General features: G+C 49.2%; 22 protein-coding genes. 18 read left to right on the forward strand and 4 right to left on the reverse strand.

The window, feature by feature from the left end; all coding sequences use genetic code 11:
• The coding region (locus ACIFQM_RS18520) for an AAA family ATPase (RefSeq protein WP_430065957.1) at positions 1 to 818 on the forward strand (818 nt) is incomplete at its 5' end.
• A complete protein-coding gene (locus ACIFQM_RS18525; protein ID WP_430065959.1) occupies positions 805 to 1338 on the forward strand; it encodes a DUF6661 family protein in 534 nt (177 codons plus the stop codon). The genes ACIFQM_RS18520 and ACIFQM_RS18525, both read left to right, overlap by 14 nt.
• A gap of 202 nt (positions 1339 to 1540) precedes the next feature.
• Here the strand turns inward: ACIFQM_RS18525 and acnA are convergent, their stop codons facing one another.
• Positions 1541 to 4252 carry an aconitate hydratase AcnA gene (gene acnA, locus ACIFQM_RS18530; protein WP_430048960.1) on the reverse strand — a complete coding sequence of 904 codons (2712 nt, stop codon included), beginning with the start codon at positions 4250 to 4252 and terminating at the stop codon, positions 1541 to 1543.
• Between the two features lie 457 nt (positions 4253 to 4709).
• On the opposite strand from acnA, the gene ACIFQM_RS18535 reads away from it, so the two are divergent.
• The 13 genes from ACIFQM_RS18535 (at position 4710) to ACIFQM_RS18595 (ending at position 18371) form a co-directional block, all read left to right on the forward strand.
• Complete coding sequence (locus tag ACIFQM_RS18535; RefSeq protein ID WP_430043305.1) at positions 4710 to 5705, forward strand: amidase domain-containing protein; 996 nt, start codon at positions 4710 to 4712, stop codon at positions 5703 to 5705.
• 73 nt (positions 5706 to 5778) lie between these two features.
• Complete coding sequence (locus tag ACIFQM_RS18540) at positions 5779 to 6867, forward strand: D-alanine--D-alanine ligase (RefSeq protein WP_430043307.1); 1089 nt, start codon at positions 5779 to 5781, stop codon at positions 6865 to 6867.
• A gap of 100 nt (positions 6868 to 6967) precedes the next feature.
• Entirely contained in the window at positions 6968 to 7282 is a 315-nt protein-coding gene (locus tag ACIFQM_RS18545; RefSeq protein WP_044646107.1) for a hypothetical protein, read from the forward strand.
• Positions 7283 to 7608: 326 nt separating this feature from the next.
• On the forward strand, positions 7609 to 8475 hold the full coding sequence (locus tag ACIFQM_RS18550; RefSeq protein WP_430043309.1) for an inositol monophosphatase family protein: 867 nt from the start codon (positions 7609 to 7611) through the stop codon (positions 8473 to 8475).
• Positions 8476 to 8512: 37 nt separating this feature from the next.
• The gene (locus ACIFQM_RS18555) at positions 8513 to 8755 is read left to right on the forward strand and encodes a hypothetical protein (protein WP_430043312.1); all 243 of its coding nucleotides are present in this window, start codon (positions 8513 to 8515) and stop codon (positions 8753 to 8755) included.
• 174 nt (positions 8756 to 8929) lie between these two features.
• Entirely contained in the window at positions 8930 to 10660 is a 1731-nt protein-coding gene (locus ACIFQM_RS18560) for a histidine kinase (RefSeq protein ID WP_430043365.1), read from the forward strand.
• A complete protein-coding gene (locus ACIFQM_RS18565) occupies positions 10638 to 12197 on the forward strand; it encodes a response regulator transcription factor (protein ID WP_430043313.1) in 1560 nt (519 codons plus the stop codon). Before ACIFQM_RS18560 ends, ACIFQM_RS18565 begins: the two co-directional genes overlap by 23 nt.
• 174 nt (positions 12198 to 12371) lie before the next feature.
• Entirely contained in the window at positions 12372 to 13664 is a 1293-nt protein-coding gene (locus tag ACIFQM_RS18570) for an ABC transporter substrate-binding protein (RefSeq protein ID WP_430043315.1), read from the forward strand.
• Between the two features lie 223 nt (positions 13665 to 13887).
• Positions 13888 to 14796, forward strand: a complete 909-nt coding sequence (locus ACIFQM_RS18575) for a carbohydrate ABC transporter permease (RefSeq protein ID WP_430043317.1) — start codon at positions 13888 to 13890, stop codon at positions 14794 to 14796.
• A gap of 5 nt (positions 14797 to 14801) precedes the next feature.
• Positions 14802 to 15641, forward strand: a complete 840-nt coding sequence (locus ACIFQM_RS18580) for a carbohydrate ABC transporter permease (protein ID WP_430043319.1) — start codon at positions 14802 to 14804, stop codon at positions 15639 to 15641.
• Positions 15642 to 15677: 36 nt separating this feature from the next.
• Positions 15678 to 16805 carry a rhamnogalacturonan acetylesterase gene (locus tag ACIFQM_RS18585; RefSeq protein WP_430043321.1) on the forward strand — a complete coding sequence of 376 codons (1128 nt, stop codon included), beginning with the start codon at positions 15678 to 15680 and terminating at the stop codon, positions 16803 to 16805.
• Positions 16806 to 16878: 73 nt separating this feature from the next.
• Positions 16879 to 17913 carry a glycoside hydrolase family 88/105 protein gene (locus ACIFQM_RS18590; RefSeq protein ID WP_430043366.1) on the forward strand — a complete coding sequence of 345 codons (1035 nt, stop codon included), beginning with the start codon at positions 16879 to 16881 and terminating at the stop codon, positions 17911 to 17913.
• Positions 17914 to 17966: 53 nt separating this feature from the next.
• The gene (locus ACIFQM_RS18595; RefSeq protein WP_430043322.1) at positions 17967 to 18371 is read left to right on the forward strand and encodes a sensory rhodopsin transducer; all 405 of its coding nucleotides are present in this window, start codon (positions 17967 to 17969) and stop codon (positions 18369 to 18371) included.
• Between the two features lie 110 nt (positions 18372 to 18481).
• On the opposite strand, the gene ACIFQM_RS18600 is transcribed toward ACIFQM_RS18595, so the two are convergent.
• The 3 genes from ACIFQM_RS18600 to ACIFQM_RS18610 all read right to left on the reverse strand — a co-directional run bounded on the left by ACIFQM_RS18600 (position 18482) and on the right by ACIFQM_RS18610 (position 22214).
• Positions 18482 to 19441, reverse strand: coding sequence for a DMT family transporter (locus ACIFQM_RS18600; protein WP_430043324.1), 960 nt, complete (start codon positions 19439 to 19441; stop codon positions 18482 to 18484).
• Between the two features lie 250 nt (positions 19442 to 19691).
• Positions 19692 to 21008 (reverse strand): glutamate-1-semialdehyde 2,1-aminomutase, encoded by a 1317-nt coding sequence (locus ACIFQM_RS18605; protein WP_430043368.1) that lies wholly within the window; start codon positions 21006 to 21008, stop codon positions 19692 to 19694.
• A gap of 84 nt (positions 21009 to 21092) precedes the next feature.
• Positions 21093 to 22214 carry an LCP family protein gene (locus tag ACIFQM_RS18610; RefSeq protein WP_430043326.1) on the reverse strand — a complete coding sequence of 374 codons (1122 nt, stop codon included), beginning with the start codon at positions 22212 to 22214 and terminating at the stop codon, positions 21093 to 21095.
• 104 nt (positions 22215 to 22318) lie between these two features.
• On the opposite strand from ACIFQM_RS18610, the gene ACIFQM_RS18615 reads away from it, so the two are divergent.
• The 3 genes from ACIFQM_RS18615 to ACIFQM_RS18625 are packed head-to-tail and all read left to right on the forward strand — an operon-like array spanning position 22319 to position 24948.
• Positions 22319 to 23368, forward strand: coding sequence for an ABC transporter ATP-binding protein (locus tag ACIFQM_RS18615; protein ID WP_430043328.1), 1050 nt, complete (start codon positions 22319 to 22321; stop codon positions 23366 to 23368).
• The gene (locus tag ACIFQM_RS18620) at positions 23361 to 24155 is read left to right on the forward strand and encodes an ABC transporter permease (protein ID WP_430065961.1); all 795 of its coding nucleotides are present in this window, start codon (positions 23361 to 23363) and stop codon (positions 24153 to 24155) included. The genes ACIFQM_RS18615 and ACIFQM_RS18620 overlap by 8 nt, the downstream gene beginning before the upstream one ends.
• A gap of 4 nt (positions 24156 to 24159) precedes the next feature.
• Positions 24160 to 24948 (forward strand): ABC transporter permease, encoded by a 789-nt coding sequence (locus ACIFQM_RS18625; RefSeq protein ID WP_430043332.1) that lies wholly within the window; start codon positions 24160 to 24162, stop codon positions 24946 to 24948.
• Positions 24949 to 24980: the final 32 nt, after the last annotated feature.

The raw sequence follows: 24980 nt of genomic DNA on the forward strand, positions 1-24980 counted from the left end.
TCTTAAGTTCAACTTATATAGTTAAAAGAAATAGAGGCAGGGGAACAGCAGTATGTAAAATTATTTTTAATGATAAAGAAGATGTTGAACTTTCGTTCTCAAATCTGGCTAGTAAAAATATAAAAGTCGCAGGTTATCCATCTAATGAGAATTTCCCTAACTATGTTTACATACCTGCAAAAGAAATTATTTCGGCTACAGAGAACTTCACTTCTTTATATGAAAAATATCATATAGCATTTGAAGAGACCTACTATGATCTGTGTAAGTTTCTATTGCTTCCAACAAGAAAGGGGCCTCTCAATGCTAATCAAAAGAAGCTGATAAGAACACTAGAAAGTATAATTCAGGGAAAAGTAGCTTTAGAAAATCAAAAGTTTTATTTGAAAACTAAAGGTTTAGGTAGCATAGAAATGGGACTTCTTGCTGAAGGATATCGTAAGTTGTCTACCCTACTACAATTAATATCCAATGAAACGTTAACTGAGAATACAATCCTTTTTTGGGATGAACCAGAGTCAAATATCAATCCTAAAATGATTCCTGCTTTAAAAGAAATGCTTATAGCTTTAGCTGAAATGGGAGTGCAAATATTCTTTACAACGCATAGTTATTTTCTTCAACAAGAACTTTCCCTTTTTGGGCAATATAGCAATAAAGACAAGCTGGATATACGATTTATAACCTTGTATCAAGATGAAGGTGATATTCAATTTGAATCTCAAAAGCTAATCTCAGAATTACAACACAATCCAATTCAGGAAGAGTTTATGGACTTGTATAATAGGGAGCAGGAGTTGTTCTATGACCACGATTAGCTTTGAAGAAAGCAATCTGTGCTTTCAATTTAAAAAAGGATTACTGCCTATTAAGTTTGATGAGACTAATTTTTATACTAACCGCTTCAATACTCTCAAGGGTTCAAAAGGAGTAGATTTCATTGTATTAAATGATGAAACGATATATTTAATTGAAGTTAAAAATTTCAAAGGCCATGAAATCGAGAATAAAGAGAGGCTAATTGCAAATACCGAAAAGAGTCTTGCTCTGGAAGTTTCTCATAAGGTGAGGGATACGATTTCATGTCTTGCAGGTGCATACAAAAGTGGCAATGAGATTCTTACTCCGTATTTTACACATTTCACAAAAAGAAGTGTGGAGGTAAAAGTTATTCTATTTCTGGAAGGAAAATTTGTGAATCAACCCTTAGTTTTCCGAGCTATGGCTGATGGAATGAAAAATCGGTTAAAGTGGTTGACTACTAAGGTATTTGTAGAGAATGTGCAATTATCCAAAGGCCGTATTTATACAATTAGTAGACTATCTAAACCTTCATAGAAAACGATTTGTATTTATTATTCCGTCTGCTTCTGTTTTTATGTATACTTTGAAAAATGTATCTGATCTCATCACAGTTCTTATAACCCTCGTATTTTCATAGGCATATGTTTTCTCTTGAATGCTTCGAGCTAAAAAAATCCCCTCTCAATTTGCGGTTTTCACTGCATTTTGAAGGGGATTTTCATTATTCACTCATTCTTTATTCTTGAATCATTTGACGCAATACGGTTTGCAGAATACCGCCGTTGTGGTAGTAGTCGATATCGACGGTGCTGTCCAGACGGGCAATGACCGGGAACTCGAACTTCGTGCCATCCTCGCGTTTGGCTACAACAGTAAGCTCTTGACCTGGCTTCACATCATTGTCGATGCCGAGAATATCAAACGTTTCACGGCCGTTCAGACCCAGGCTGGACCAGCCGTTGCCTTCCTGGAATTGCAGTGGAAGCACGCCCATGCCGACCAGGTTACTGCGGTGAATCCGCTCGAAGCTTTCTGCAATGACGGCTTTGACGCCCAGCAGAAGCGTACCCTTCGCTGCCCAGTCACGGGAGCTGCCTGTGCCGTATTCCTTACCAGCAATAACGATCAGGTTTTGATCAGCTGCCTGATATTTCATAGATGCATCGTAGATGGACATTTCCTCATCTGTCAGCAAGTATTTGGTCACGCCGCCCTCGGTGCCCGGAGCTACGTTGTTACGGATACGAATGTTAGCGAACGTACCACGCATCATGACCTCATGGTTGCCACGACGGGAGCCGTAGGAGTTGAAGTCCTTGCGTTCCACGCCATGCTCCTTCAAGTACAGTCCTGCCGGGCTGGAAGGAGCGATGCTGCCTGCTGGTGAGATATGGTCCGTAGTGACCGAATCATTCAACAGGGCAAGCACACGGGCATTACGAATTTCCTGGATATCCTGCACGCCATCCTGAAGCTTTTCAAAGAATGGCGGATTTTGAATATAGGTTGATTTTTCGTCCCATTCATACAGTTCGCCTTCAGGAACCGGAATGGAGTTCCATTTTTCGTTGGCCGTGAACACATTCTCGTATTTACGACGGAACATATCCGGGCTGAGAGACAGGCTGGTCGCTTCCTTGATTTCCTCGGAGGTTGGCCAGATGTCTTTCAGATAGACCGGCTGATTGTCCTGATCGTAACCGAGCGGATCATTCACCAAATCAATGTTCACCGTACCTGCCAGCGCATAAGCGACGACCAGTGGCGGTGAGCCGAGATAGTTGGCTTTGACCTGCGCATGCACGCGGCCCTCAAAGTTCCGGTTACCCGAAATGACCGCACCAACCGTCAGGTCGTTGTCTGTGATGGCCTGACTCACTTCGTCAGGAAGCGGACCGGAGTTACCGATGCAGGTCGCGCAGCCATAGCCAGCCACATGGAAGCCGAGTGCTTCCAGCGGACCGATCAGCCCGGCCTTTTGCAGGTATTCCGTCACGACAAGGGAGCCTGGCGTCAAGCTGGTTTTCACATAGCCCGGCTTTTTGAGCCCGCGTTCTACTGCCTTTTTGGCAAGCAGGCCCGCGCCCAGCATAACGCTTGGGTTGGAGGTGTTCGTGCAGCTTGTGATCGCCGCAATTACGACTGCACCAGTCCCCAGCTCGCTCGTGGAGCCGTCCGGGTGGATCAGCGGAATTTTCTGTGCGATCTTTTCATCACTCAGTCCGTAGCCGCCTTTGTCCACAGGGGTACGGATAATGCCTTCAAAGGTTTCCTTCATGCGGCTAAGCTCAACACGGTCCTGCGGACGTTTGGGACCCGCGAGACTTGGTACAACCGAAGCCAGATCCAGCTCAATCGTATCGCTGAACACAGGGTCCGGCGTGTCGGAGGTGCGGAACATGCCTTGCGCTTTGTAATATTCCTCGACAAGACTCACTTGCTCATCAGAACGTCCGGTACTGCGCAGGTAAGCCAGCGTTTCCGCATCAACCGGGAAGAAGCCAACCGTTGCGCCGTATTCCGGTGCCATATTGGCAACCGTTGCACGGTCAGCCAAGCTGATGTTAGCCAAGCCGGGTCCGTAAAATTCCACGAATTTGCCGACTACGCCTTTTTTACGCAGCATTTGGGTTACAGTGAGTGCCAGATCGGTGGCAGTAGAGCCTTCCGTCAGACTGCCTGTCAGCTTGAAGCCGATAACATCCGGTGTGACAAAATACAGCGGTTGTCCCAGCATACCCGCCTCTGCCTCAATTCCGCCAACGCCCCAGCCGACAACACCCAGGCCGTTTATCATCGTCGTATGGGAATCCGTTCCGACGAGGGAATCCGGGAAGACGACGGTTTCGCCATCAATGGTTTTGGTGGCGGCCACGGATGCCAGATACTCCAGATTGACCTGATGGACGATCCCCGTGGACGGTGGCACGGCACGGAAGTTGTTGAACGCCGTTTGCGCCCAGCGCAGAAAACGGTACCGTTCCTCGTTACGCTCAAATTCTACATTAATATTATAATCCAGCGCATCGCTGGTACCGAAGGCATCGACCATGACCGAGTGGTCGATAACGAGATCGACGGGTACGAGCGGGTTAATTTGTTTCGGGTCGCCGCCCGCTTTTTTCACAGTATCGCGCATGGCTGCCAAATCGACAACCACCGGAACGCCGGTAAAATCCTGAAGCACGATGCGTGCAGGGATGAATGGAATTTCCTTGTTGGTGTCACGATCCTCAGCCCAGCCTGTAAGCTGCTGCACATGCTCTTCTGTAATCGCACGTCCATCGAATTGGCGCACAGCGGCTTCCAGCAACACTTTAATGGAGAAAGGCAGCTTGGCGATACCGCTTTTTCCTTGTTCCTCCAGTGCCTTGAGACTGTAATAACGGTAAGGCTTGCCGTTAACTTCGAGACTGCGGGCAATGGAGAATTGATCTTTTCCTGACATAAGTATTACCTCCTTAAAGTAGATGCCTGAGGGAAAATAGGGATGTCGTTTTTTTAGACGTCTTGCACAGTTGGCTTAAATTGGTTGCGCTCTCATGAAAGCAGCATAGCTGATCTGAAGAATAACCGATTAACCTATAGATAACCGCTATTTTCATAATAGAGCAGAAGAAGATTTCTGGAGGTTTCATTAGATGAAACTTAATTTCAAAATAATGTTTCTGAATTAAGTATACCGTTTTCACTCGATTCCGTAAAGTTTTTTTAGCCTAATTTATGCGCCGAAGCCTGAAAAATAAAACGTTCCTCTTTCTCGTGTTTCGGTGTTCATACCAAGCTTTAGAGATTCATACTTATAGATAGAGAGCCATATCAGGCTATAGAGGAAATTAAGAAAGTTATACGGTATTCCCGCTATCCCCAAACAAGGATGGCGGGACGGAAATGGAGGGACAGGGATGGGGGAGCGCGAATGGAAGCAGGCCCTTTTTGCTTATGTGAACCAATATAACCGGAGTGAGGTGAACGGCGCTCCGCAGCCGGATGAATATCTGGAGGTAGGCCAGCGGATGGAGCGTGCGGCCCGTACAGCCAGATTGGAACAGTGGTATAACGAGCGGAACGCCGTTCCCTTACGTAGTGAAACACGCGCCAAGCCGCTGCGAATTGTGCAGGATACGCCAGAGGAGGCTATGGTGGATGTACAACTGCATGTCCGGCTCTTTTACGAAAAAGGCGGGATGACTCACCGGGAGGATCGGATTGAACGGGAACGTCTGATGTTCACGCGTGAGGGGGAAGCCTGGCAGGTAGCAAGAATCGAGCGTGATCCGGCAGAAAGGAAGCCAGCGGGGGGAGAGGTTCCTTTTGAACAGGCTTCGTTTAATCAGGGAGGGAATCTGCCGCTGCTGAACCAAGGTGTATTGGGCTTTGGCTCATCAGCACGCCCCAGCCGATATCGCCGGGAAGAGGCGGCAGCCTATGCGGATCAGTGGTGGGATAGCTTCAACCCGGAGTTTGAGGGTTTTGATGTGGATTGCACCAATTATATCTCGCAATGCCTCTTTGCAGGGGGCGCACCGATCCACTATACTGGTAAAAGAGAATCGGGTTGGTGGTACAAAGGACGGGTCGCTGGACGTGAACTGTGGAGCTACAGTTGGGCAGTTTCCAACAGTCTGGAGCGGTATTTGAGCTCCAGCTCGTGGGGGTTGACCGCCGAGCAGGTGAGCCGTCCGGAGCAGCTTATGCTGGGAGACGTCATTTTTTATGATTGGGATGGTGACGGCATCTTTCAGCACAGCACGGTGGTAACGGCCTTTGATGCGGGTGGCATGCCGCTTGTCAATGCGCATACGGTAAGCTCCAGACATCGTTATTGGGACTACAAGAATTCGTATGCGTGGACGGACAACACGGTATATCGCTTTTATCACATCGCCGACTATTTTTAAATGAGATGATTTATAACAGGTACAGTGACGCAAATCAGGCACAATGACGAAAGCAGGAAAGCGGAGGATAGGCATGGCAAAACAAAAATTGACCGTAGGGCTGGTGTACGGCGGCAAATCGGGTGAGCATGAGGTTTCGCTGCAAACGGCGTATGCGGTACTGAACGCTTTTGATTATGAGAAATACGAGATTATTCCTTTTTATATTACGAAGGCTGGCGATTGGCGCAGAGGATCGCTGCTTGACGCACCTTTGGCTTCTGTAGAGCAATTGAAGCTGGAGCGCACAGAGGCCGGTACGAAGGCGGCATTAGATACGTTGTTCGGCAAGCTGTACGGAGAGCAGACGCTGGATGTGCTGTTCCCGCTGCTGCACGGCACCTTTGGTGAGGACGGAACGATTCAGGGCTTGTTCGAGATGGCAGATATGCCTTATGTCGGTGCGGGAGTGCTGGCTTCTGCCGCAGGGATGGACAAAGGCGTCATGAAGAAGCTGTTTGAGCATGCGGGATTGCCGCAAGTGAAATACTGTTATTTTAACAGTACACAGTGGTCACAAACCAGTCATGATCTGGTGCGCAACATGGAAACTGAGTTGGGATACCCGTGCTTCGTCAAGCCGGCGAATCTGGGATCAAGTGTCGGCATTTCCAAAGCCACGAACCGGGCAGAACTGGAAAAGGCAGTTGAGTTGGCTCTACAATTTGATCTGAAGGTCATTGTGGAGGAGTATGTCGATGCCCGCGAGATTGAGGTCAGCGTACTCGGCAACGACGAGCCGATTGCATCGGTACCGGGCGAAATTGTATCGTCCAGCGACTATTACGATTATGCTGCCAAATACACGGACGGCCAATCGGAGATGCTCATTCCGGCACCGTTGGACGAGGAAGTGGCGGATCATATCCGTGAAGCTGCATTGCAAGCATTCCGCGCTCTGGAGGGGTGCGGGATTTCCCGTGCCGATTTCTTCGTCAGACGTTCGGACGGACATATTTTTATTAATGAAGTAAACACGATGCCAGGCTTTACGCCGTTCAGTATGTATCCATTGCTGTGGAGAGAAACGGGCGTATCCTACCAAAGCTTGCTGGACCGCATGATTGCCCTCGCACTGGAGCGTTATGAGCGCAGGTCTGCGCTGCATTACGAGAATTCATAAAACGAACCGAGGGGGAGCTGATCACCCCCCTTTTTGTTCATGTACAGGGTATGCAATAGGATTTGCAAGAATCCATAATCACGAAAGGTGGCGGCTAAACATGGGCTTTCAAACCGAATTTAACTCGGTGTGCAAATTCAAGAGCGAACAGGAATTGTATGAACTGCTGGAATACGGACGTGGCAAAATGGTTAAATCCGGCCTGCGTGTGTTCCCCACAGGTCAGAAGGTCATCGCTTACAGCGTGGACAATGTAGCAGTAGCCATCGTGCAGATTGTTGGCTGTATTGCCGAAATCAATTTTCAGGGCGACGAAGTGACCGAGGTTGAAATGATCCTCATTCGCAAGCTGAATGAAGAGGAAGCAAGAGTTCAGACCGCATTGGCGGATGAAATGTTTTTTGGAGCGCAATAAACAAGTGAAGGGCAGATGAACGCCGAATTAGAGAGTTATGCTGGTAGCCAAACGCAAGGATGAAGCGCTGTTCGGGCTGATGAAGGAACTGCGTGTACGAGAAGGTGACGGAGTAAAGGTGCTAGTTGGGGCTTCGGCGGAAATTACGCCTTAAAGAATAGAATTCTGCGGATAAGTTTCCAAATAGAGAAACTTTATGGAATATATTGTGTATAATAGATTGTGTAACTATAAAAGTTGTACTTTAACAGCGATGGTTAAGAGACTGTGCTGTTGTGCAGCTTCGTAAACCACGTAACAATGATATAGAAAGTAGAGTGAACACGTTGAACGAACATGAAAACGAAAAGGTTCCCTATATTGTATCAGGAAAAAGCTATACCGCCGTGGCCATTAACGCGGCATCCAAAGCAGGGGAATGGATCAAAAGCAGACTGGGCACCGTGGAGCAGTTAAGCACCAAGCAGTCCCCAACGGACCTGGTGACCGAAGTGGATAAAGGTGCGGAGCAGATGATCCGCAGACTGATTCTCACGCATTTTCCCGACCATGCCATTTTGGGCGAAGAGGGGGTAGAGCCGGGTGCCGAGGCTTCGGCCCGTGCATTGGAGGCTGCTCGTGAAGAGGAATATTTGTGGATTATTGATCCAGTAGACGGTACAACCAATTTTGTACACAGCCTGCCGTACTACAGTGTATCTATCGCCTTGGCCCACCGTGGAGAGGTAATTGTTGGTGTCATTTATGATCCGTCCCGCGACGAAATGTTTGTGGCTGAAAAAGGTAAAGGCGCGTATGTACATGGCAATCTGATGAGGGCATCCAGAGAAGAAACACTGGGAGACAGTCTGGTGTGCATCGGCTTCCCGCCGGACCGCACTTTTGCACAGCCGCTGAATATGAAGATTGCACAGGCACTTACACCCCAGGTACGAGGCATTCGGGCACTCGGCTCGGCAGCCCTGCATCTGGCTTATGTGGCATCGGGACGGCTGTCAGCCTATTGTGAAATCGGTTTGAATGCCTGGGATGTAGCAGCGGGCGCTTTGCTGGTACATGAAGCGGGAGGAACGATCACAGATACGCTGGGCCGACCTTATGACCTTAGCGTGCGACATATTGCAGCGACGAATACGGCTATTCATTCTCAACTCATTCAAGTATTGAAAGAAGCAGACGCAACCGGGTTATAATACACCTATATCGCTTATTGCTGAAGGAGGAAGGATGATGGGCCAATCCGAGGAATTGGAGCGTGAGCTCAGTGAATTGCTGACGGAAGGCGAAATTCGTGAGAATGAGGCCAAAAAACGCGAACGGCTCACTCCTAAATATGAGGTGCGGATTCAAACCCATATCGACCCTATTGTGGAAGAGACGCGTAAATACCGCAGCATGGCACGGGAACTGGATGACCGATACGATGAATATATGAGCAAGGCGGACAAATCGGAACCAACCGACCAACGCTGAGCGAACACAAATACCTCTTGCCGAATGACCAAGGCATGGGGTATTTTGTATGATGTACAGCTTTATCGTGCAATCTCCATTCCATGCTGGTACGGGCATGATGAGCGAAGGAGGCGACATCCACTGATCACTTATTTTAAGAGCGCTTTCAAAAATGCCGGAATCCATCATAAAATGGTACTGCTGATTACGGTGCTCATGCTGGTTAATTTTGCGGTTGTTGCAGTCATACTTAAATACGTATTTCATATTTATGATAATCAAATGTATAAAAAGACATCCGAAGTGCTCAATATTTCTTCAATCGGTATTGAAAATGAGCTGAAGGATGTGGAAAAAGTTACCTTCAAGGTGACAACAGACGAACAGCTTCAGCGTTATTTACTACAATTGGAAAGAGAAACCTCGCCTTACGTTAAAATGGTACTGCGTAAAAAAATAACGAACAGGCTTATCGCCTTTGCCGGCTCTGAAACTTATATTTACTCCATGATGGTGATCGACAAAGAAGGGCAAGTCATGAGTGCGGGCAACCGCGAGGGCATTCCCCAGGAGCTTCGCTCCACTCTGTCTATGCTGGCAGACGAATATGACGGCTCCAACGCATGGTATGCGGCAGGTCACTCCTCCTTACTGGCAGCGCGGCAATTCAAATCCTTTACAGATACCAATTTTACGTTAAATGGGCTCGGAACGCTTGCGATTCGTGTGCGGATTGACCGAATTGTAGCGGATCGTGTGCAGACCTCCGGTCGTGATGGACAGCTGATGATTACAGATGGCAAGCAGATGATTTATCCCGAAACCTCGCCTTTGAGTGAGAGTGATATGCAGGCTGAGCTTGCGCGGAAGCAGCCTTACGGAATTGTGACCTACACAGGCGGGACCTTTTTCGCAGCCCAGATCAAATCCTCTTATACGGGCTGGACGTATTTGCATATGACCCCCTTTGATGATATGTTTCGCAGTATTACGATCATCAAAGAAATTGTAAGCGCTATTTTTGTAATAATGCTTCTAATTGCGCTGGCACTGGGAGCCCGATTATCTGGCAGTATTACGAAGCCGATCGTTCAACTAATCCAGAACATGCGTAAAATTGAAAAAGGAGATCTCGACCGTCTGGAGGAGGAAGCACTCGGTGCAGTTCCGCTTTCCACACAGGATGAGGTGGGCTTGCTGCACCGGACCTATAAGAAGATGATCCGCCGTATCCGTGAGCTGATTAATGAGAATGTTGCAAAGCAGCTATTGCTGCGAGAGACGGAGCTAAAGGCGCTTCAGGCGCAGATTAATCCACATTTTTTGTATAACACGCTGGAGTCTGTGAACTGGCTCGCCAAGGCGAATAAGCAGGACCGTATCTCGGAAATGGTAGAGGCGCTTGCATTTCTGTTACGCAGTGCGGTCAGTTTTGAGGAGCAGCTCATTCCACTTCGGAAAGAACTGGACATTGTGCGAAGTTATGTAACGATCCAAAAAACGCGCTTCGATGAACGTCTCGTTTTCCATTTGGATGTACCGGAAGAACTGATGGACGCGCAGATTCCGAAGCTGACGCTCCAGCCCTTGGTGGAGAATGCGATTCATTATGCGCTGGAGCCGCGAATTGAGCCATGTCGGATTGCTATCATTGCCCGGGAGCAAGAAGGTGCGCTGCTGCTGCGAGTCGAGGATGACGGAGCGGGCATGACGCAGGATTTTTTGGAGCAGCTACGGAGCGGGCAGGTTGCTACACGGGGGCAGGGTATTGGGCTTGCGAACATTCAGGAGCGGATTGACCTGACGTTTGGTACACCATGGGGGATAGAACTGCATAGCGAGTCAGGAACAGGAACGTCGATTCATGTCTGTATTCCATATGTGAAAGGGGAACAGGATCATGTACAAGGTGCTGCTGGTTGATGATGAGCGTATGATTTTGGAAGGCATATCACAGGTGGTCGATTGGGGCAAGGCGGGTACGAGGCTGGTCGGTACAGCACGCAACGGGATTGAGGCCTATGATCAGATTCAGGCCAGCCCGCCTGATTTTGTGATCAGCGACATTTCTATGCCTGGATTGGATGGCATCGGCCTGGTTGCCAAAACGACGGAGCATTTCCCGGATGTTCGTTTCATTTTGTTGTCCGGCTATAAGGATTTTGATTATGCCTGTCGGGCCATGCAATACGGTGTAAAACATTATTTGTTAAAGCCCTGCAACGAGCGTCAAATTCATGAGGCGTTGACCGAGTTGGGGCAGGAACGAGAGGAACAGGAGGAACGCAAGCAGTTCGTGAACCGGATGAAGCTTGATTTTCAGCGTATGCTGCCTCATGTGAAGGAGCATTTTTTGAAGGAGTTTATTTCCTATAAAACGTACGGCAGTCGGGATATCGCTTTTTATGAGCGGTTATTCGGTCTGGAGCTGCAAGATAAGCAGGTTCGAATGCTGCTGCTGCGAGTCGAGGAATCCCATGAGCCGGAGCATTTGTTTGCGCTGCAAAATATTGCGGCAGATTTAATGGAGGATGTCCTGCTCGGGACAACGATGCAAGGTCAGCTGCTCATTGTGCTGGAAAGCGGGGGCGATACGTCCGGGCTGATGGAGCAGCTTGACGCGGTACGTGCGACATTTCGCCGTTTTTACAAGCTGGAGGTAACGGTTGCAGTTAGCGAGTCGGACAGTATGGAGCACTCGAGGGGGATGTACAGGGAGACACTGCATTGTATGAATCACCGTTTTTATACCGGGGAGGGCAGCCTGATTACGAAGGAGGATTTGGCGGCCGCAGAACCCCGGGAGATGGCGGATCTGGAGCTGGACGAGGAAAAGTTTGGTCTGCTGATTAAGGCGGGAAATACGGAGGAGGTGGTACAGGAGGTAGATCGGCTGTTCGGTATCCTGTCCCGTATGAAGCTGGAAATTTCGGTGACCCGTTCCTATGTGCTTCAGCTGTATGCCGCCATGATCCGTATATGCCCTGAAGAGGAGCGCTCCGAGTTTACGAGCCGAATGGCTGTGCTGGCAGAGCAAAAAACGCTTGCTTCTCTTAAATCCTTCGTGCAGGAGGCCGCCGGACGAATGACCGCAATCTACTATAAGAGCAATGTGAGCCGTCAATCCTCCACGGTTGATAAAGTGATCACCATTATTGAGCAAAACTATCGAAAATCCGATCTGTCCCTGAACGGAGTGGCAGGCCAAATGCTGTACATGAATTCCGACTACCTAGGAAAAATCTTCAAAAAGGTAACGGGTGAAAACTTTTCACATTACGTTAATCGCTATCGGATCGAACGTGCGGCTGAGCATATTCGGGAAACAGGAGACGTGAAGGTATTCGAGCTGGCCGAATGGTTCGGCTTCGGCGGAAACGCCCAATATTTCAGCCAGGTATTCAAAAAATGGGCGGGCATGACCCCATCCGAGTACATCAAGTCACACGAACGGGGATGAGCGCTGGAGCCCCTCTGTTTTTTAAACTCAGGAAATCTGATTTGTGTATTCCAATGCTTCTCTGCTTTTGGGAAAATAACAACAGGAGCAAATGTAAACGCTATCAATTTTGCGTAAATACGTTGTCACTTGTAACACGGCTCCTTTCTAGAACAGCGAAAAGGGGAGAGATAAGTGGGCAAAAAGGGATGGTTTCTGGTCATGGCTATGCTGCTCGTACTGACGACGGCATGCAGCGGAGCGAGCAACGGTGGCAATTCGGGCACAAATGCAGACGGGAAGGTAAAGCTACGGATCGCTTGGTGGGGATCGGATACGCGTCATGAATATACGCAGAAGGTTGTTGACCTGTATAAGCAGAAAAATCCGAATGTGACGATTGATGTGGAATATGCCTCTTTTGATGACTATTGGAAAAAGCTCGCCCCACAGGCTGCGGCAAACCAGCTGCCGGATATCGTACAAATGGACATTTCGTACATTAGCCAATATGCGAAGAATGGTCAACTGGAGGATCTTGCGCCTTACCTGAATCAAAAAATCCAGGTCGCTGATGTGAACCAAAATGTACTCACAACCGGCGTAATTGCTGGAAAGCAATATGGTATTCCAACAGGTGTCAATGTGCTGGGCTTCCAGTATGACCCGACGTTACTCAAAAAAGCGGGCATAGACAAAATTCCTGACAACTGGACATGGGATCAATACAAAGAGCTGGCTCTGAAGGCAGCCTCCAATAAAGTTCACTTCGATAGCACTATGGCTGCCGATATTTTCTTCCACTACTATTTGCGTACACATGGAAAGTCTCTCTACAATGCGGAAGGAACAGGCTTGGGGTATGACGACGATAAGCTGTTTGCCGAATTCTTTGGCGGATTGGCTGATCTCATTAAAAAAGGAGCGACCCCGACTCCTGAAGTCATGAACCAGACCAAGGGGATTCTTGAGGAATCCGATGTTGTAAAAGAAAAGGGCATCGGCGTTTGGCAATGGTCCAATCAGTATGTAGGCTTACAGCAGGTTGTTAACCGCCCGATGGCGTTGGCTCCAATGTTTGGACCGAATATGGAAAAAGGCATCTACATGCAGCCTACGATGTACTGGGCGGTCGCTTCCCACTCACAGGTGAAGGATGAAGCCGCTAAGTTTATTGATTTCTGGATGAATGATGTAGAAGCGAATAAATTGATTAAAGGTGAGCGGGGCGTACCGATTTCCGCCAAAATCAAGGAAGCTGTAGTGGCAGAGCTGAGCGAGCCTACGAAGCAGGTGTTTGATTTTGTGGCTTCCATGGAGCCAAAGGCTTCTCCAATGAGTCCACCGCCGCCCGTTGGATCACCGGAAGTAATTGCGACCCTGACCGATTATATTGAGCAGGTCAATTTCGGGCAGATGACGGCGGAGGATGCAGCGGCCAAATTCCGGGCTGATGCGAATACCATCCTCGCGAATAACAAGCAGTAATTAGCGCAATGACTTCCTTAGGAGTCTGACACCGTTTTGACATAGGGGCGCAGGTCCGTTTCGTTAAGTTAACCGTGCGTAGTGATAGCATGATTTCGCACGGTTAATACGACGAACAAACCGCAGAAGCTGCTTCTATATATCATAATGAAATACATGTAACAACGAATTATAAATATAATTAGATTGGCTAATCAACAAAATGCAACAGAAGGGAGGCTTGATGAGCTTGCGAAATCATCAGAGCTTGAGAGCCAATATGACCGGATATGCGTTTATCAGCCCGTTTATTTTGGGCTTTCTGGCATTTACATTAATTCCGATGTTTATTTCGTTGTATCTGTCCTTTACATCCTACAACCTGTTCACCCCGCCCAAATGGATTGGTCTGGGGAACTTTGAAAAAATGTTCACAGCCGACCCGAAATATTGGAATTCGATTAGGGTTACGTTTACGTATGTATTGGTCGGTGTTCCGCTGAGACTGATTTTCGCACTGTTTGTAGCTATGATTTTGAATACCAAATCGCGTATGGTTGGCACGTATCGGACGATGTACTATCTGCCGTCCATTATCGGGGGCAGCGTTGCGGTGTCCATCATGTGGCGCAACATTTTCAGTAATGAAGGCATTGTAAACAGCTTGCTTTTGGCCTTGGGGGCAACTCCGGTGAAATGGTTTGGTGATCCGAATGCTTCGCTTGCGATGCTGATTACCTTGTCCGTATGGCAATTCGGCTCCTCCATGCTCATTTTTCTGGCCGGCTTGAAGAATATTTCGGTTGAAATGTACGAGGCGTCCAGCGTGGACGGCGCTTCGCCAGTGCGAAAATTCTTCAGTATTACGCTGCCGCTGCTCAGTCCGATTATTTTATTTAACCTGATTATGCAGACGATCAGCGCCTTTATGACCTTTGTTCCGGCCTACGTTATTTCCAAGGGCGAGGGCGGTCCGATGGATGGAACGATGTTGCATTCGCTATATTTGTTCCGACAGGCGTTTATGTTTAGCAATATGGGATATGCAGCGGCTATGGCTTGGGTCATGCTCATTATGATCGCGATACTGACAGGCATTTTATTTTTAACATCCAAATACTGGGTATTCTATGAAACGGAAAAGGGGCGCTGATACCGATGGCATGGAAAACGTTCAAATGGCCGATCTATCACATTCTGGTCGCTGCGCTGGCGCTCCTGATGCTGTATCCCGTATTCTGGATGCTGTTCAGCTCGTTCAAGGAGAGTCGGACGATATTCGTCACGGCAAGTTCTTTGTTCCCTACAGAATGGATTTGGCAAAACTATGTGACGGGCTGGAAGGGCACAAGTGGATACAGCTTCGGCACGTACATTTTTAATTCGCTCACGATTGTCTTGATTGCAACGATAGGAGCGGTGCTTTCCTCCTCATTAATCGCATTTGGCTTCGGGCGTATGCAATTCAAGGGGCGTAACTTTTGGTTTGCCCTGATGATGATGACGCTTATGCTGCCAGGGGATGTGGTATTGGTACCGCAATATATCATTTTCACCAAGCTCGGCTGGGTCAATACGATTTTGCCACTGGTCGTGCCATCGTTTTTCGGGATGCCGTTCTTCATCTTCCTGATGGTCCAGTTTATCCGAACGATACCGATAGAGCTGGATGAAGCAGCGACGATTGATGGATGCGGTAAATTCCGGCTCTATTTCCAAATTATTTTGCCATTGCTCAAATCCTCGCTGGCTACGGCAGCCATCTTCTCTTTCTACTGGAAGTGGGAGGATCTTCTGGGTCCGGTGCTGTATCTGAATTCGCCGGATAAATATACCGTATCTATGGCACTTAAAATGTTCCTTGATAGCGAATCGGCCTCTAACTGGGGTGGGATGTTCGCGATGTCCATTTTGAGCCTGGTTCCGGTTATCGCTGTATTCTTCGCCTTCCAGAAGCAAATTGTCCAAGGAATGAGCTCAAGTGGCTTAAAGGGATAAAGTGGAGCTAAGGGTTATAGCGGAGAGGTGAGTGGCATGTGGAAGTTTGATTTTGGTCCGGGCGAGCCTGCGGATGGCTACACAGGAGTCCCCCCGGATTGCTCGTATACTGCTGAGCAGGGCTACGGGTTTGAGGACGTGGATCATGTGTATGGTCGGGAAAGGCGATTATACGGCGTAACCGCACCCAAGGATACGCTCGCACGGCTGCAAAGCCGCTTTTGCATCCCGCTGGGAACTGCGTTTGTCGCCGATGTACCGGAGGACGGGATGTATCTCGTCACCGTGCTGCTCGGCGATCCGCTCGCGCAGACGCTCACGCGGCTCAAAGCCGGCGAGGGCAAGCATGTGCTGCCCCCGTTACACACGCTGCCGGGCCAGTTCACAGAGGCCCGGTTTGCGGTGCCCGTCAGAGGCGGCAAGCTGCGCCTCGCCGTATCGGGCACCGCGCCGCGGCTCAATGCGCTGGAGATTGCGCCAGCGCCACAGACCCTCCGGCTGTTCCTGGCCGGAGATTCCACGGTTACGGATCAGGACGCATCCGGCTATCCGTATACAGGCTGGGGCCAGGCTTTGCCAGCCCTGTTCAAGCATGATGTCTGCGTGGATAATCACGCCGTATCGGGAAGAAGCTCCAAAAGCTTCGTGGACGAAGGACGGCTGGACGTCATTTTGGCCGAAATGAAAGCGGGAGATTTCCTGTTCATCCAGTTCGGTCATAATGATGAGAAGCCTGATCCGGAGCGGGCTACAGAGCCTTTTACAACCTATACGGAGCATCTGCGCCTCTATATCGACGGAGCCAGAAGCCGTGGGGCTACTCCAGTGCTGGTTACGCCTGTGCATCGTCGCTATTTTAATGGGGATGGCACGTTATCCGACACACATGGTGACTATGTAACAGCGGTTCGCGAGCTGGCGGAAGAAGCAGATGTGTCGCTGATTGATTTGTCTGCCCGCACGCAGGAGTTATATGAGCAGTTGGGTCCTGAGGAAAGCAAAGAGCTTTTTATGTGGCTGCTGCCTGGTGAATACATGAACTTTTCCGGTGGCTTGGAGGATAATACACATTTTCATGAGAACGGTGCGGTCTGTATAGCAGATATGGTGGCGGATGCTGTGAAGGAGCTGGATTTACAGCCCTTACGCATGTATTTGCGATAGACGGACGGTGATTTCTCGAACGGGTGTCAAGGAGGAAATTAACGTGGAAATTACCAAAGGGGGAGATGAGGACATGCCTGCATTGATTTTTGATGAGGAACAAATTAAACAGGTGATCGACCGGATGGTGGAACGCACATTTCAAATGGACTATAGCTGGGATTGGCCGGGTGGTGTGGCCTTTTACGGTGTGTGTGAAGCCTATGAAGCAACAGGGAACGAGGAGTATTTGATCCAATTAAAGGAATGGGTCGATGAAAATATTGCAGATGGACTTCCACCGCTCTCGGTGAACGGTGTGTCTGTGGGACACTGCTTGCTGACGCTGTATCAGGCTACAGGAGAGCAAAAGTACCTGGATATCGCCACCGAAATGGCGGAATTTCTGGCGAAGAAAGCTGAGCGGTTCGCCGACGGCATTTTCCAGCATACGGTGAATTCAGTTCATGATGTATTTCCGCAGCAAGCATGGGTGGATACGATGTTTATGGCAGGCTATTATTTGCTGCGCATTGGTCATCTGCTGGGTAACAAGGAATATTGGGAGGACGGTATCCGGCAATATCACGGGCATGAGGAATTTTTGCAGGACCCGGATACGAATTTATATTATCACGGCTGGGATCATGCGAACCAAAGCCGGATGTCAGGTATTTACTGGGCACGGGGAAATTCGTGGGCTGCAATCACAATGGCAAAAGCGCTGAAATTCGTGGAGGTGCAGCATCCATCCTACATGATCATCGACGGTTCGCTGCGTGACCAGCTCAGTGCGCTGGTACGGCTGCAATCCCCGGAAGGGCTGTGGCATACGGTGCTGAATGATGAAACCTCCTATCTGGAAACCTCAGGCTCCGCAGGCATTGCGACGGCTTTGCTTATGCAGGGGCGACTGTTTAACAAATACACACAAAAGGCGATCGACGGTATTCTTTCCCGAATCAAGGAGGACGGCACCGTGACGGGTGTATCCGCTGGAACCGCCGTGATGAACGATATTGATGGCTACCGCAACGTACCATACAAACGCATTCAGGGCTGGGGACAGGGACTGGCGCTCGCCTTTCTGGCTCAACTGCTGCGTACCAAGGAGAATCCATTTGGATAATTGAGGACAGTATAGGGATGCGCAAGTATTTTAGGTGAAAGGAGTCGGATAGCATGGGAAATACGGAGCTTCCTCAGGAAAAAGTAAACCAGCCGCGGGGCGGCTTATTCTGGGTGATTCCCGATGGATATATTCCACCCGAAAGCCGGGGAGAGCTGCTTAGTCATGAGAGTATATGTGTGCTGAACTGTGGAACTCAAGCGGCCAAGCTGAGTATAGACATCTATTTTGAAGACCGTGAGCCGCTGGAAGGATTGGTCGAGGTGATAGAAGGAAGACGAACCCGCCATATCCGCACGGCCTCGCTGGAGAGGGATGGCGAACGGATTCCGGCAGGCATTCCCTATGCGATTACGGTCACCAGCGACGTACCGGTGATTGTACAATATAGCAGACTAGACACGACACAGCCGGAACTGGCGCTAATGAGTGTCATGGCGTACCCGGTTGAAGGCTGAAATATGGGTCAAGTAAAATAGATGAGCTGAAAAAGAAATCCTCAAGATGGTGGATTATTCCAACTCGGGGATTTCTTTTTTGTGTTACAACCGTGAGCATTTATATGGCTTCAGTCCACTTTTAGTGGTTTTGCAGCAGACGCTTTTCGCGGCTCGAAGCTTCTCCGACCTCCAAAATTGGTGCCCAATACCCCGATAATGATAATAACTGCCCCGACAATATGATAGTATGCGAGCTGCTCCTTCAAAATATAAGCACCTGCCATCATGGAAATGAGAGTAGATAAATTACCGATAACACTCATTTTCGAGGCTTCGATCCACTTCAAGGCAAAGCTTGATAGCAGCGAGGTGACGAGGGTAGACAGAATGCCCAGATAAGCCAGTGCCAGCCAGTAATCAGGCTTTACCAGGGGAGCGATATAAGTGCTCATGGAGCCGTCTATGGCATGATATCCCAGGGCCACCAAGTTAAAAACGATACATCCCAAAATGGAGGTAACATAGGTCAACTCCATCGGACTGTATTTTTGTGTTAATGGACGAGCCAGCACGTTATAGCCGGATAGGCAAACAGCAGAGAGCACGAGCAAAAGAATACCACCAAAGCTATTGGAGGCCATGGACGCTCCGCTTTTCATCACGAATATAAAAATAACGCCTGCTACAGAGAGCAGCAAGGAAAGCTTTTGGACAACCGTAGTCCGCTCTTTAATAAAATAGGACGCCAGCAGCAGCGTGAAGATGGGAACGGTTGCCTGAATAATGCCTCCTTCCGATGAAGAGGTGCTCATCAGTCCGAAGGCTTGCAATGGAAAATACACTAAAGGCGAGAGCAGCGCCAGCGGTAAAATACGCAGGATATCTCGCCGCGTGATGTTAATCTTGATCCAGCCCAACACTACCGGAACCGTCAAAGCGATAAAAGACAAAGCAAAGCGGTGGGCGATTACATCCAGCGGGCTGGCTTCCGTGACCGTCAGCTTCACAAACAAAAATGAAAAACCGAGTATAGCGGCATAGCTGAGAGCAGCCAAATAGGCGGCTCCAGTTTTGGAACGACTGTGCATGATAAACCTCCGTAATGAATGGCGCAGGCATTTTTTTTAATTAGCCTGCGCTGAATGATTTCAACATGTTGCTCCTCCCAATATACCCGGATGGTGTCATTTGATACAATCCATAAAATGTACAACTGTACGGGTACAGTTGGCAAATTAAAAAAAGCCGGAAGGCAGTCTCAAAGGTGGGATATCCCAGTCCTTAAAGCTGCTTCCGGCCCTTATCCTATCAAGATTCCATCATGTCGTACCGATCTGCTTACTTGCCCTGTGCCATCGCACGGAAAGAATCGTCCGCCGCTTCCAGCGTAGCATCCACGTCTTCATCTGTGTGTGCCGTTGTGAGGAACCATGCTTCGTACTTCGATGGGGCCAGATGAATACCGCGATCCAGCATATGACGGAAGAAGGAAGCGAACGCTTCGCCGTCTGTATCCTGTGCCTCATCGTAGTTCGTGATCGGATGATCGCAAAAATGGGTGGAGAATGCTCCACGGATGCGGTTAATCGTCAACGGCACGCCATGGCGCTCGGCTGAGGAAGCGATGCCGTCCGTCAGTCTCACAGCGAGACGTTCCATCTCTTCATACACGCCTTCGCCTTGAAGGACTTCAAGGCATGCAATGCCTGACGAGATGGAAGCCGGGTTGCCCGCCATGGTGCCCGCCTGATAAGCCGGGCCGAGTGGAGCAACCTGCTCCATTACATGCTTGCTGCCGCCGTAGGCACCGATCGGCAGGCCGCCGCCCATGATTTTACCCAGCGCGGTCAAATCCGGCTGAATCGCATCATGATTGTGCAACCCGGCGTACGTTTGGGTGGAGCCGTAGTGGAAGCGGAACGCAGTAATGACCTCGTCATAGATGACGAGTGAGCCATTCGCCCGTGCCATCGAGCATAGCCCTTCCAGAAAACCGGGCTGCGGCATCACCATGCCGAAATTGCCGACAATCGGCTCGACCATGACGGCTGCCACATCATCGCTCCAACGCTCCAGGGCTTGGCGCAACGCGTCCAGATCATTGAAGGGCACGGTAATCACCTCGCTCGCAATGTTGGTCGTAATACCTGCACTGTCCGGTATGCCCAGCGTGGACGGGCCGGAGCCTGCGGCTACGAGTACCAGATCCGAGTGACCGTGGTAGCAACCTGCAAATTTGATGATCTTGTTTCGCTTCGTATAGGCCCGTGCAACACGGATCGTCGTCATGACTGCTTCTGTGCCGGAATTCACAAACCGGACCTTGTCCATGGAAGGAATGGCTTCCTTTAGCATCTTGGCGAGCTTGATTTCCAATACCGTTGAGGTTCCGTACAATACCCCGTTCGCCGCCGCCTCACTAATGGCCTTGGTAATATGAGGGTGGGCATGTCCGGTAATAATAGGGCCGTAAGCCGCTAAATAATCAATGTACCGATTATCATCCTCGTCCCAGAAATGAGCGCCTTTGGCGCGTTTCATAAATACCGGAGCGCCGCCCCCCACAGCCTTGAAAGAGCGTGAAGGACTGTTTACGCCCCCGACAATATGCTCCAGTGCTTCTTTATATAATGCTTCGGAGGTTTCCCGTTTCATCATCCAAAACTTCCTTTCCGTTCATTAAAATAGGATATACACACGCCAAAGGGCAGCGTTCACGGCTGCCCCCTGTATACATCATTATAGCTCTTTTGGTCCTGTCTTTGTTGTCGATTGTGTGGCAGCAGCATCACTACTGGTTTTGCTGCCACCCGTGAAAGAAGCCTTATCTGTCTTGGACGATGCTGCACTGTCCGGTTGCTTCGTTTTGTTTGGATCCTTATTTTGTTCCTGTGTCTGTTCAGGAGGCTTGTTGAATATATCCTGCACGTACTTTTTCAATTCTTCCGGATCACGGACGGTAAGAACCTGCGCGCCGCCTACATTTTCTTCCCCGAGCAGCTTCATCGGCGGAACCTGCGCGCTGCCAGCAAAGTTGCTTTGGTAGCCGACATTTGCCAGCCTCCACATATCGTTGACACTAAGATTTGTATCAATAAACGGGTTTACCTGCTGCAAAATGCTTGGCAAATTGGCAATGGAGGTTGTGCTCCGCATTTTCTGTGCTATAGCCTCCAAAAATGCACGCTGACGTCCCGACCGGGAGAAGTCCGACATCGCGTCGTGACGAAACCGCACGTATTGAAGTGCCTCTTTGCCGCCCAGATGCTGCATGCCCTTTTTCAAGTCAATATCGTATTCATGCTTATCCGCATTGCTTGTATAGTGCATATCCTTCTCCACTTCAAGATCAATGCCGCCTACGGCGTCCACCAGCTTAATAAATCCTTGAAAATCGGTATACACATAATATTGCACCGGAATGCCCAGCAGGTCACCAGCCGCCTTCATAGCCGTGTTGGGGCCGTGAGTAATGGCGGTGTTAATCCGATTTTTATTGTAGCCGGGAATATCTACGTACGTATCACGCAAAATAGAGAAGAGGTGAATCTTTTTCTTGACGGGGTCCAACGATACGACCATCATGCTGTCCGACCGGGGGACTTCTCCTTTTTGGATACCACGACCATCGACACCCATCAGCAAAATATTGACCGGATCTGTACCTTCCCACTTGGGCGGGTCTGGTGTGCGTACCTGATCGACCTGTTTTACATTTTTGAATGGGGAGTTTGCACCCTCTTTATGCAGATTGTCCAGTTGATTATAAATGGATGAAAAATAATACACGGCAAAGCCGACAATCGCGACGATAATCACGGCTAGAACCGACCATATCGTCCTTTTGGTTCTGCTTGTCATGGATGCTCTCCCTTTCGCTTTTCAATTCATTACATTATAATTTCTTTTTGGAGCACAATCAATTTAACTATGGATTTTTCAAAATCCTGAATGTGAGGTATGACATGCTGGCAATTGATGTGCAGGATCTGCGCAAAACATTTAAAGTGCAAAAAAACCGCGAAGGCCTGAAAGGAGCCTTCCTTGATTTATTCGCCCGCGAATACAACGAGGTGGCCGCGGTCAAAGATATTTCCTTTGGTATTCCTCAGGGAGAAATATGTGGCTATATTGGTGAAAACGGAGCTGGAAAGTCTACCACGATCAAGATGCTCACGGGTATTCTTGTGCCAACGTCTGGACATCTCAAAGTAGGCGGCTTTGTTCCCTACGAGGAACGCGAAAAATTCGTAAGTAATATCGGCGTTGTTTTTGGACAGCGCAGCCAGCTATGGTGGGATATCGGCGTGATTGAGTCCTTTCAACTGCTGCGCAAAGTATATCAGGTTCCGGCCACAGACTTCAAACGCAGGCTGGATGAGCTGGTAGAGCGGCTCCAATTACAGGACCTGCTAAGCCGCCCGGTGCGCAAGCTTAGTCTCGGGCAGCGGATGCGCTGTGAATTGGTGGCTGCGCTGCTGCACAATCCGTCCATCGTTTTTCTGGACGAGCCGACCATTGGACTCGATATTATGGTGAAGTCTGAAATCCGTGAGTTTCTGAAGGACATGAACCGGGATTACGGGACGACGATTTTGCTGACGACCCATGATTTGCAGGATATTGAAGCGCTGTGCTCGCGTGTCATTATGCTGGATGACGGGAATATCATCTATGATGGTGGTCTGGAGGATTTGAAGGCACGATGGGGTACAGGTCGTGAGGTACAGTTCCAGTTCGGCGTGCCCACCCGGCTTGAGCAATTACAAGCGTGGACAGCGGACATGCCGCTGGCTTGGACGGCGGATAATGATTTGGCTGCCAAGGTGTGGATTCCACTTCATATTAACGTATCGGATGTGCTGGCCAGTGTAGTCGGGCGTACGGACATTACGGATATCAAAATCATTGAAACGAACACCGATGATATTGTGCGTAGCATCTACCAATCCGGCTCGGCGGAACGCAAGGGCAATCCCGTGCTTCCGGCAGTGGAGGCCAAAGTCCATGCTTAGCGTATATACCGATTTTATTCGTATCCGGTTTCTCACCATGCTCGCTTATCGTGTGAACTATTATACGGGCATATTAATTTATTCCATGAATATTGGTGTATATTATTTCACGTATAAAGCGATTTATGGTGATGTGGGCAGCATTGGTGGCTTTACCGCAGCCCAAATGACGACCTATGTAGCGGTATCGTGGATGGCGAGGGCCTTTTATTTCAACAATCTGGACCGAGAAATTTCGACGGAGATTCGTGATGGCAGTATTGCCATCCAGATGATCCGTCCGTATAACTATGTGCTGGTCAAAGTCATGCAGGGGCTTGGCGAGGGGATGTTCCGTTTCCTGCTGTTTATGATCCCGGGCATGGCGATTGCGATGCTGCTGTTTCCAGTGACGTTGCCGACGGACCCTGTAGCATGGATCAGTTTCCTCGTGATGCTGTTTTTCAGCTTTCTGATCAATACCCAAATCAATATTATTACGGGGCTGACGGCCTTTTTCGTTGAAAATAACGAGGGTATGATGCGAATGAAGCGGGTGGTAGTGGACCTGTTCTCGGGCTTGATTCTGCCCATCAGCCTGTTTCCGGGCTGGCTGGCGATCTTCGCCCAATGGCTGCCATTTCAGGCGATTACGTATTTGCCCGGCTCCGTATTTACCGGACGAGTAAAAGGCGTTGGTATTTGGAATGTGCTGGGGATCCAAATCATTTGGCTGGTCGTTCTGCTCGTGCCGATGATCATCATTTGGCGACTGGCGCGCAGACGTCTGTTCGTGCAAGGAGGGTAGGCCGATGATGTACTATTTGGGACTCATTAGCGAATATTTGAAGAATTATATGAAATCGCGGCTAACCTACCGCGCTGACTTTTGGGTGGAGGTCGTTTCGGACCTGCTATTTCAGGCCACCAATCTCATTTTTATTTTGGTTATTTTTATGCACACGGACAGTTTAGGCGGTTGGAGCGAAAATGAAGTCGTATTCGTCTATGGCTTTTTCATGGTGCCTTATGGACTATTCAGCTGCTTCGTCAATCTGTGGAACTTTAGCGAGCGCTATATTGTAAAAGGGGAGCTGGATCGGGTCATGACCCGTCCTGCACATAATCTGTTCCAGATTTTCCTTGAAAACGTGGACCCGCCCGCGCTGGTTGGATCGGCGATTGGACTGGTTATTATGGGAATCAGCGGGGCGCAGATGGACTTGTATATGGCGTGGTGGTTCATCCCGGCTTTAATCATCATGAGCCTAAGTGCCGTAGCCATTTATACGGGGATCTATACCATCTTGACTTCTATTTCGTTCTTTACGGACGCGCCAACAGGAATTATTCCACTCATGTACAATATGCAGAGCTATGGGCGTTATCCGGTGACGATTTATAACCGTGCGATTCAAGTCGTGCTGACCTGGATTCTGCCGTTTGCTTTTGTTGGCGTATATCCGGCATCCCTGTTCCTTCATCGGGAGGATATGCAGCATATGGCGCTTTTGACGCCAGTCATGGGAGCTGTATTTCTAACCTTGGGCTTACTGGCATGGAATTTTGGTATTCGGCGTTACAGAGGTGCTGGTTCTTAGGTCAGATCACATGAGAACCCCACAAGATAGGA

Origin of the sequence: Paenibacillus sp. NRS-1782 (assembly GCF_050467685.1) — a bacterium.
In the GTDB taxonomy this organism is placed as follows: Bacteria; Bacillota; Bacilli; order Paenibacillales; family Paenibacillaceae; genus Paenibacillus; species Paenibacillus terrae_A.

Excerpts from the sequence above, each read along its gene's own strand:
- ACIFQM_RS18525 (WP_430065959.1), top strand. The coding sequence starts at position 805 with ATGACCACGATTAGCTTTGAAGAAAGCAATCTGTGCTTTCAATTTAAA.
- acnA (WP_430048960.1), bottom strand. The coding sequence starts at position 4,252 with ATGTCAGGAAAAGATCAATTCTCCATTGCCCGCAGTCTCGAAGTTAAC.
- ACIFQM_RS18535 (WP_430043305.1), top strand. The coding sequence starts at position 4,710 with ATGGGGGAGCGCGAATGGAAGCAGGCCCTTTTTGCTTATGTGAACCAA.
- ACIFQM_RS18540 (WP_430043307.1), top strand. The coding sequence starts at position 5,779 with ATGGCAAAACAAAAATTGACCGTAGGGCTGGTGTACGGCGGCAAATCG.
- ACIFQM_RS18545 (WP_044646107.1), top strand. The coding sequence starts at position 6,968 with ATGGGCTTTCAAACCGAATTTAACTCGGTGTGCAAATTCAAGAGCGAA.
- ACIFQM_RS18555 (WP_430043312.1), top strand. The coding sequence starts at position 8,513 with ATGGGCCAATCCGAGGAATTGGAGCGTGAGCTCAGTGAATTGCTGACG.
- ACIFQM_RS18560 (WP_430043365.1), top strand. The coding sequence starts at position 8,930 with ATGGTACTGCTGATTACGGTGCTCATGCTGGTTAATTTTGCGGTTGTT.
- ACIFQM_RS18565 (WP_430043313.1), top strand. The coding sequence starts at position 10,638 with ATGTACAAGGTGCTGCTGGTTGATGATGAGCGTATGATTTTGGAAGGC.
- ACIFQM_RS18575 (WP_430043317.1), top strand. The coding sequence starts at position 13,888 with ATGAGCTTGCGAAATCATCAGAGCTTGAGAGCCAATATGACCGGATAT.
- ACIFQM_RS18580 (WP_430043319.1), top strand. The coding sequence starts at position 14,802 with ATGGCATGGAAAACGTTCAAATGGCCGATCTATCACATTCTGGTCGCT.
- ACIFQM_RS18585 (WP_430043321.1), top strand. The coding sequence starts at position 15,678 with ATGTGGAAGTTTGATTTTGGTCCGGGCGAGCCTGCGGATGGCTACACA.
- ACIFQM_RS18590 (WP_430043366.1), top strand. The coding sequence starts at position 16,879 with ATGCCTGCATTGATTTTTGATGAGGAACAAATTAAACAGGTGATCGAC.
- ACIFQM_RS18595 (WP_430043322.1), top strand. The coding sequence starts at position 17,967 with ATGGGAAATACGGAGCTTCCTCAGGAAAAAGTAAACCAGCCGCGGGGC.
- ACIFQM_RS18600 (WP_430043324.1), bottom strand. The coding sequence starts at position 19,441 with ATGCACAGTCGTTCCAAAACTGGAGCCGCCTATTTGGCTGCTCTCAGC.
- ACIFQM_RS18605 (WP_430043368.1), bottom strand. The coding sequence starts at position 21,008 with ATGAAACGGGAAACCTCCGAAGCATTATATAAAGAAGCACTGGAGCAT.
- ACIFQM_RS18610 (WP_430043326.1), bottom strand. The coding sequence starts at position 22,214 with ATGACAAGCAGAACCAAAAGGACGATATGGTCGGTTCTAGCCGTGATT.
- ACIFQM_RS18615 (WP_430043328.1), top strand. The coding sequence starts at position 22,319 with ATGCTGGCAATTGATGTGCAGGATCTGCGCAAAACATTTAAAGTGCAA.
- ACIFQM_RS18620 (WP_430065961.1), top strand. The coding sequence starts at position 23,361 with ATGCTTAGCGTATATACCGATTTTATTCGTATCCGGTTTCTCACCATG.
- ACIFQM_RS18625 (WP_430043332.1), top strand. The coding sequence starts at position 24,160 with ATGATGTACTATTTGGGACTCATTAGCGAATATTTGAAGAATTATATG.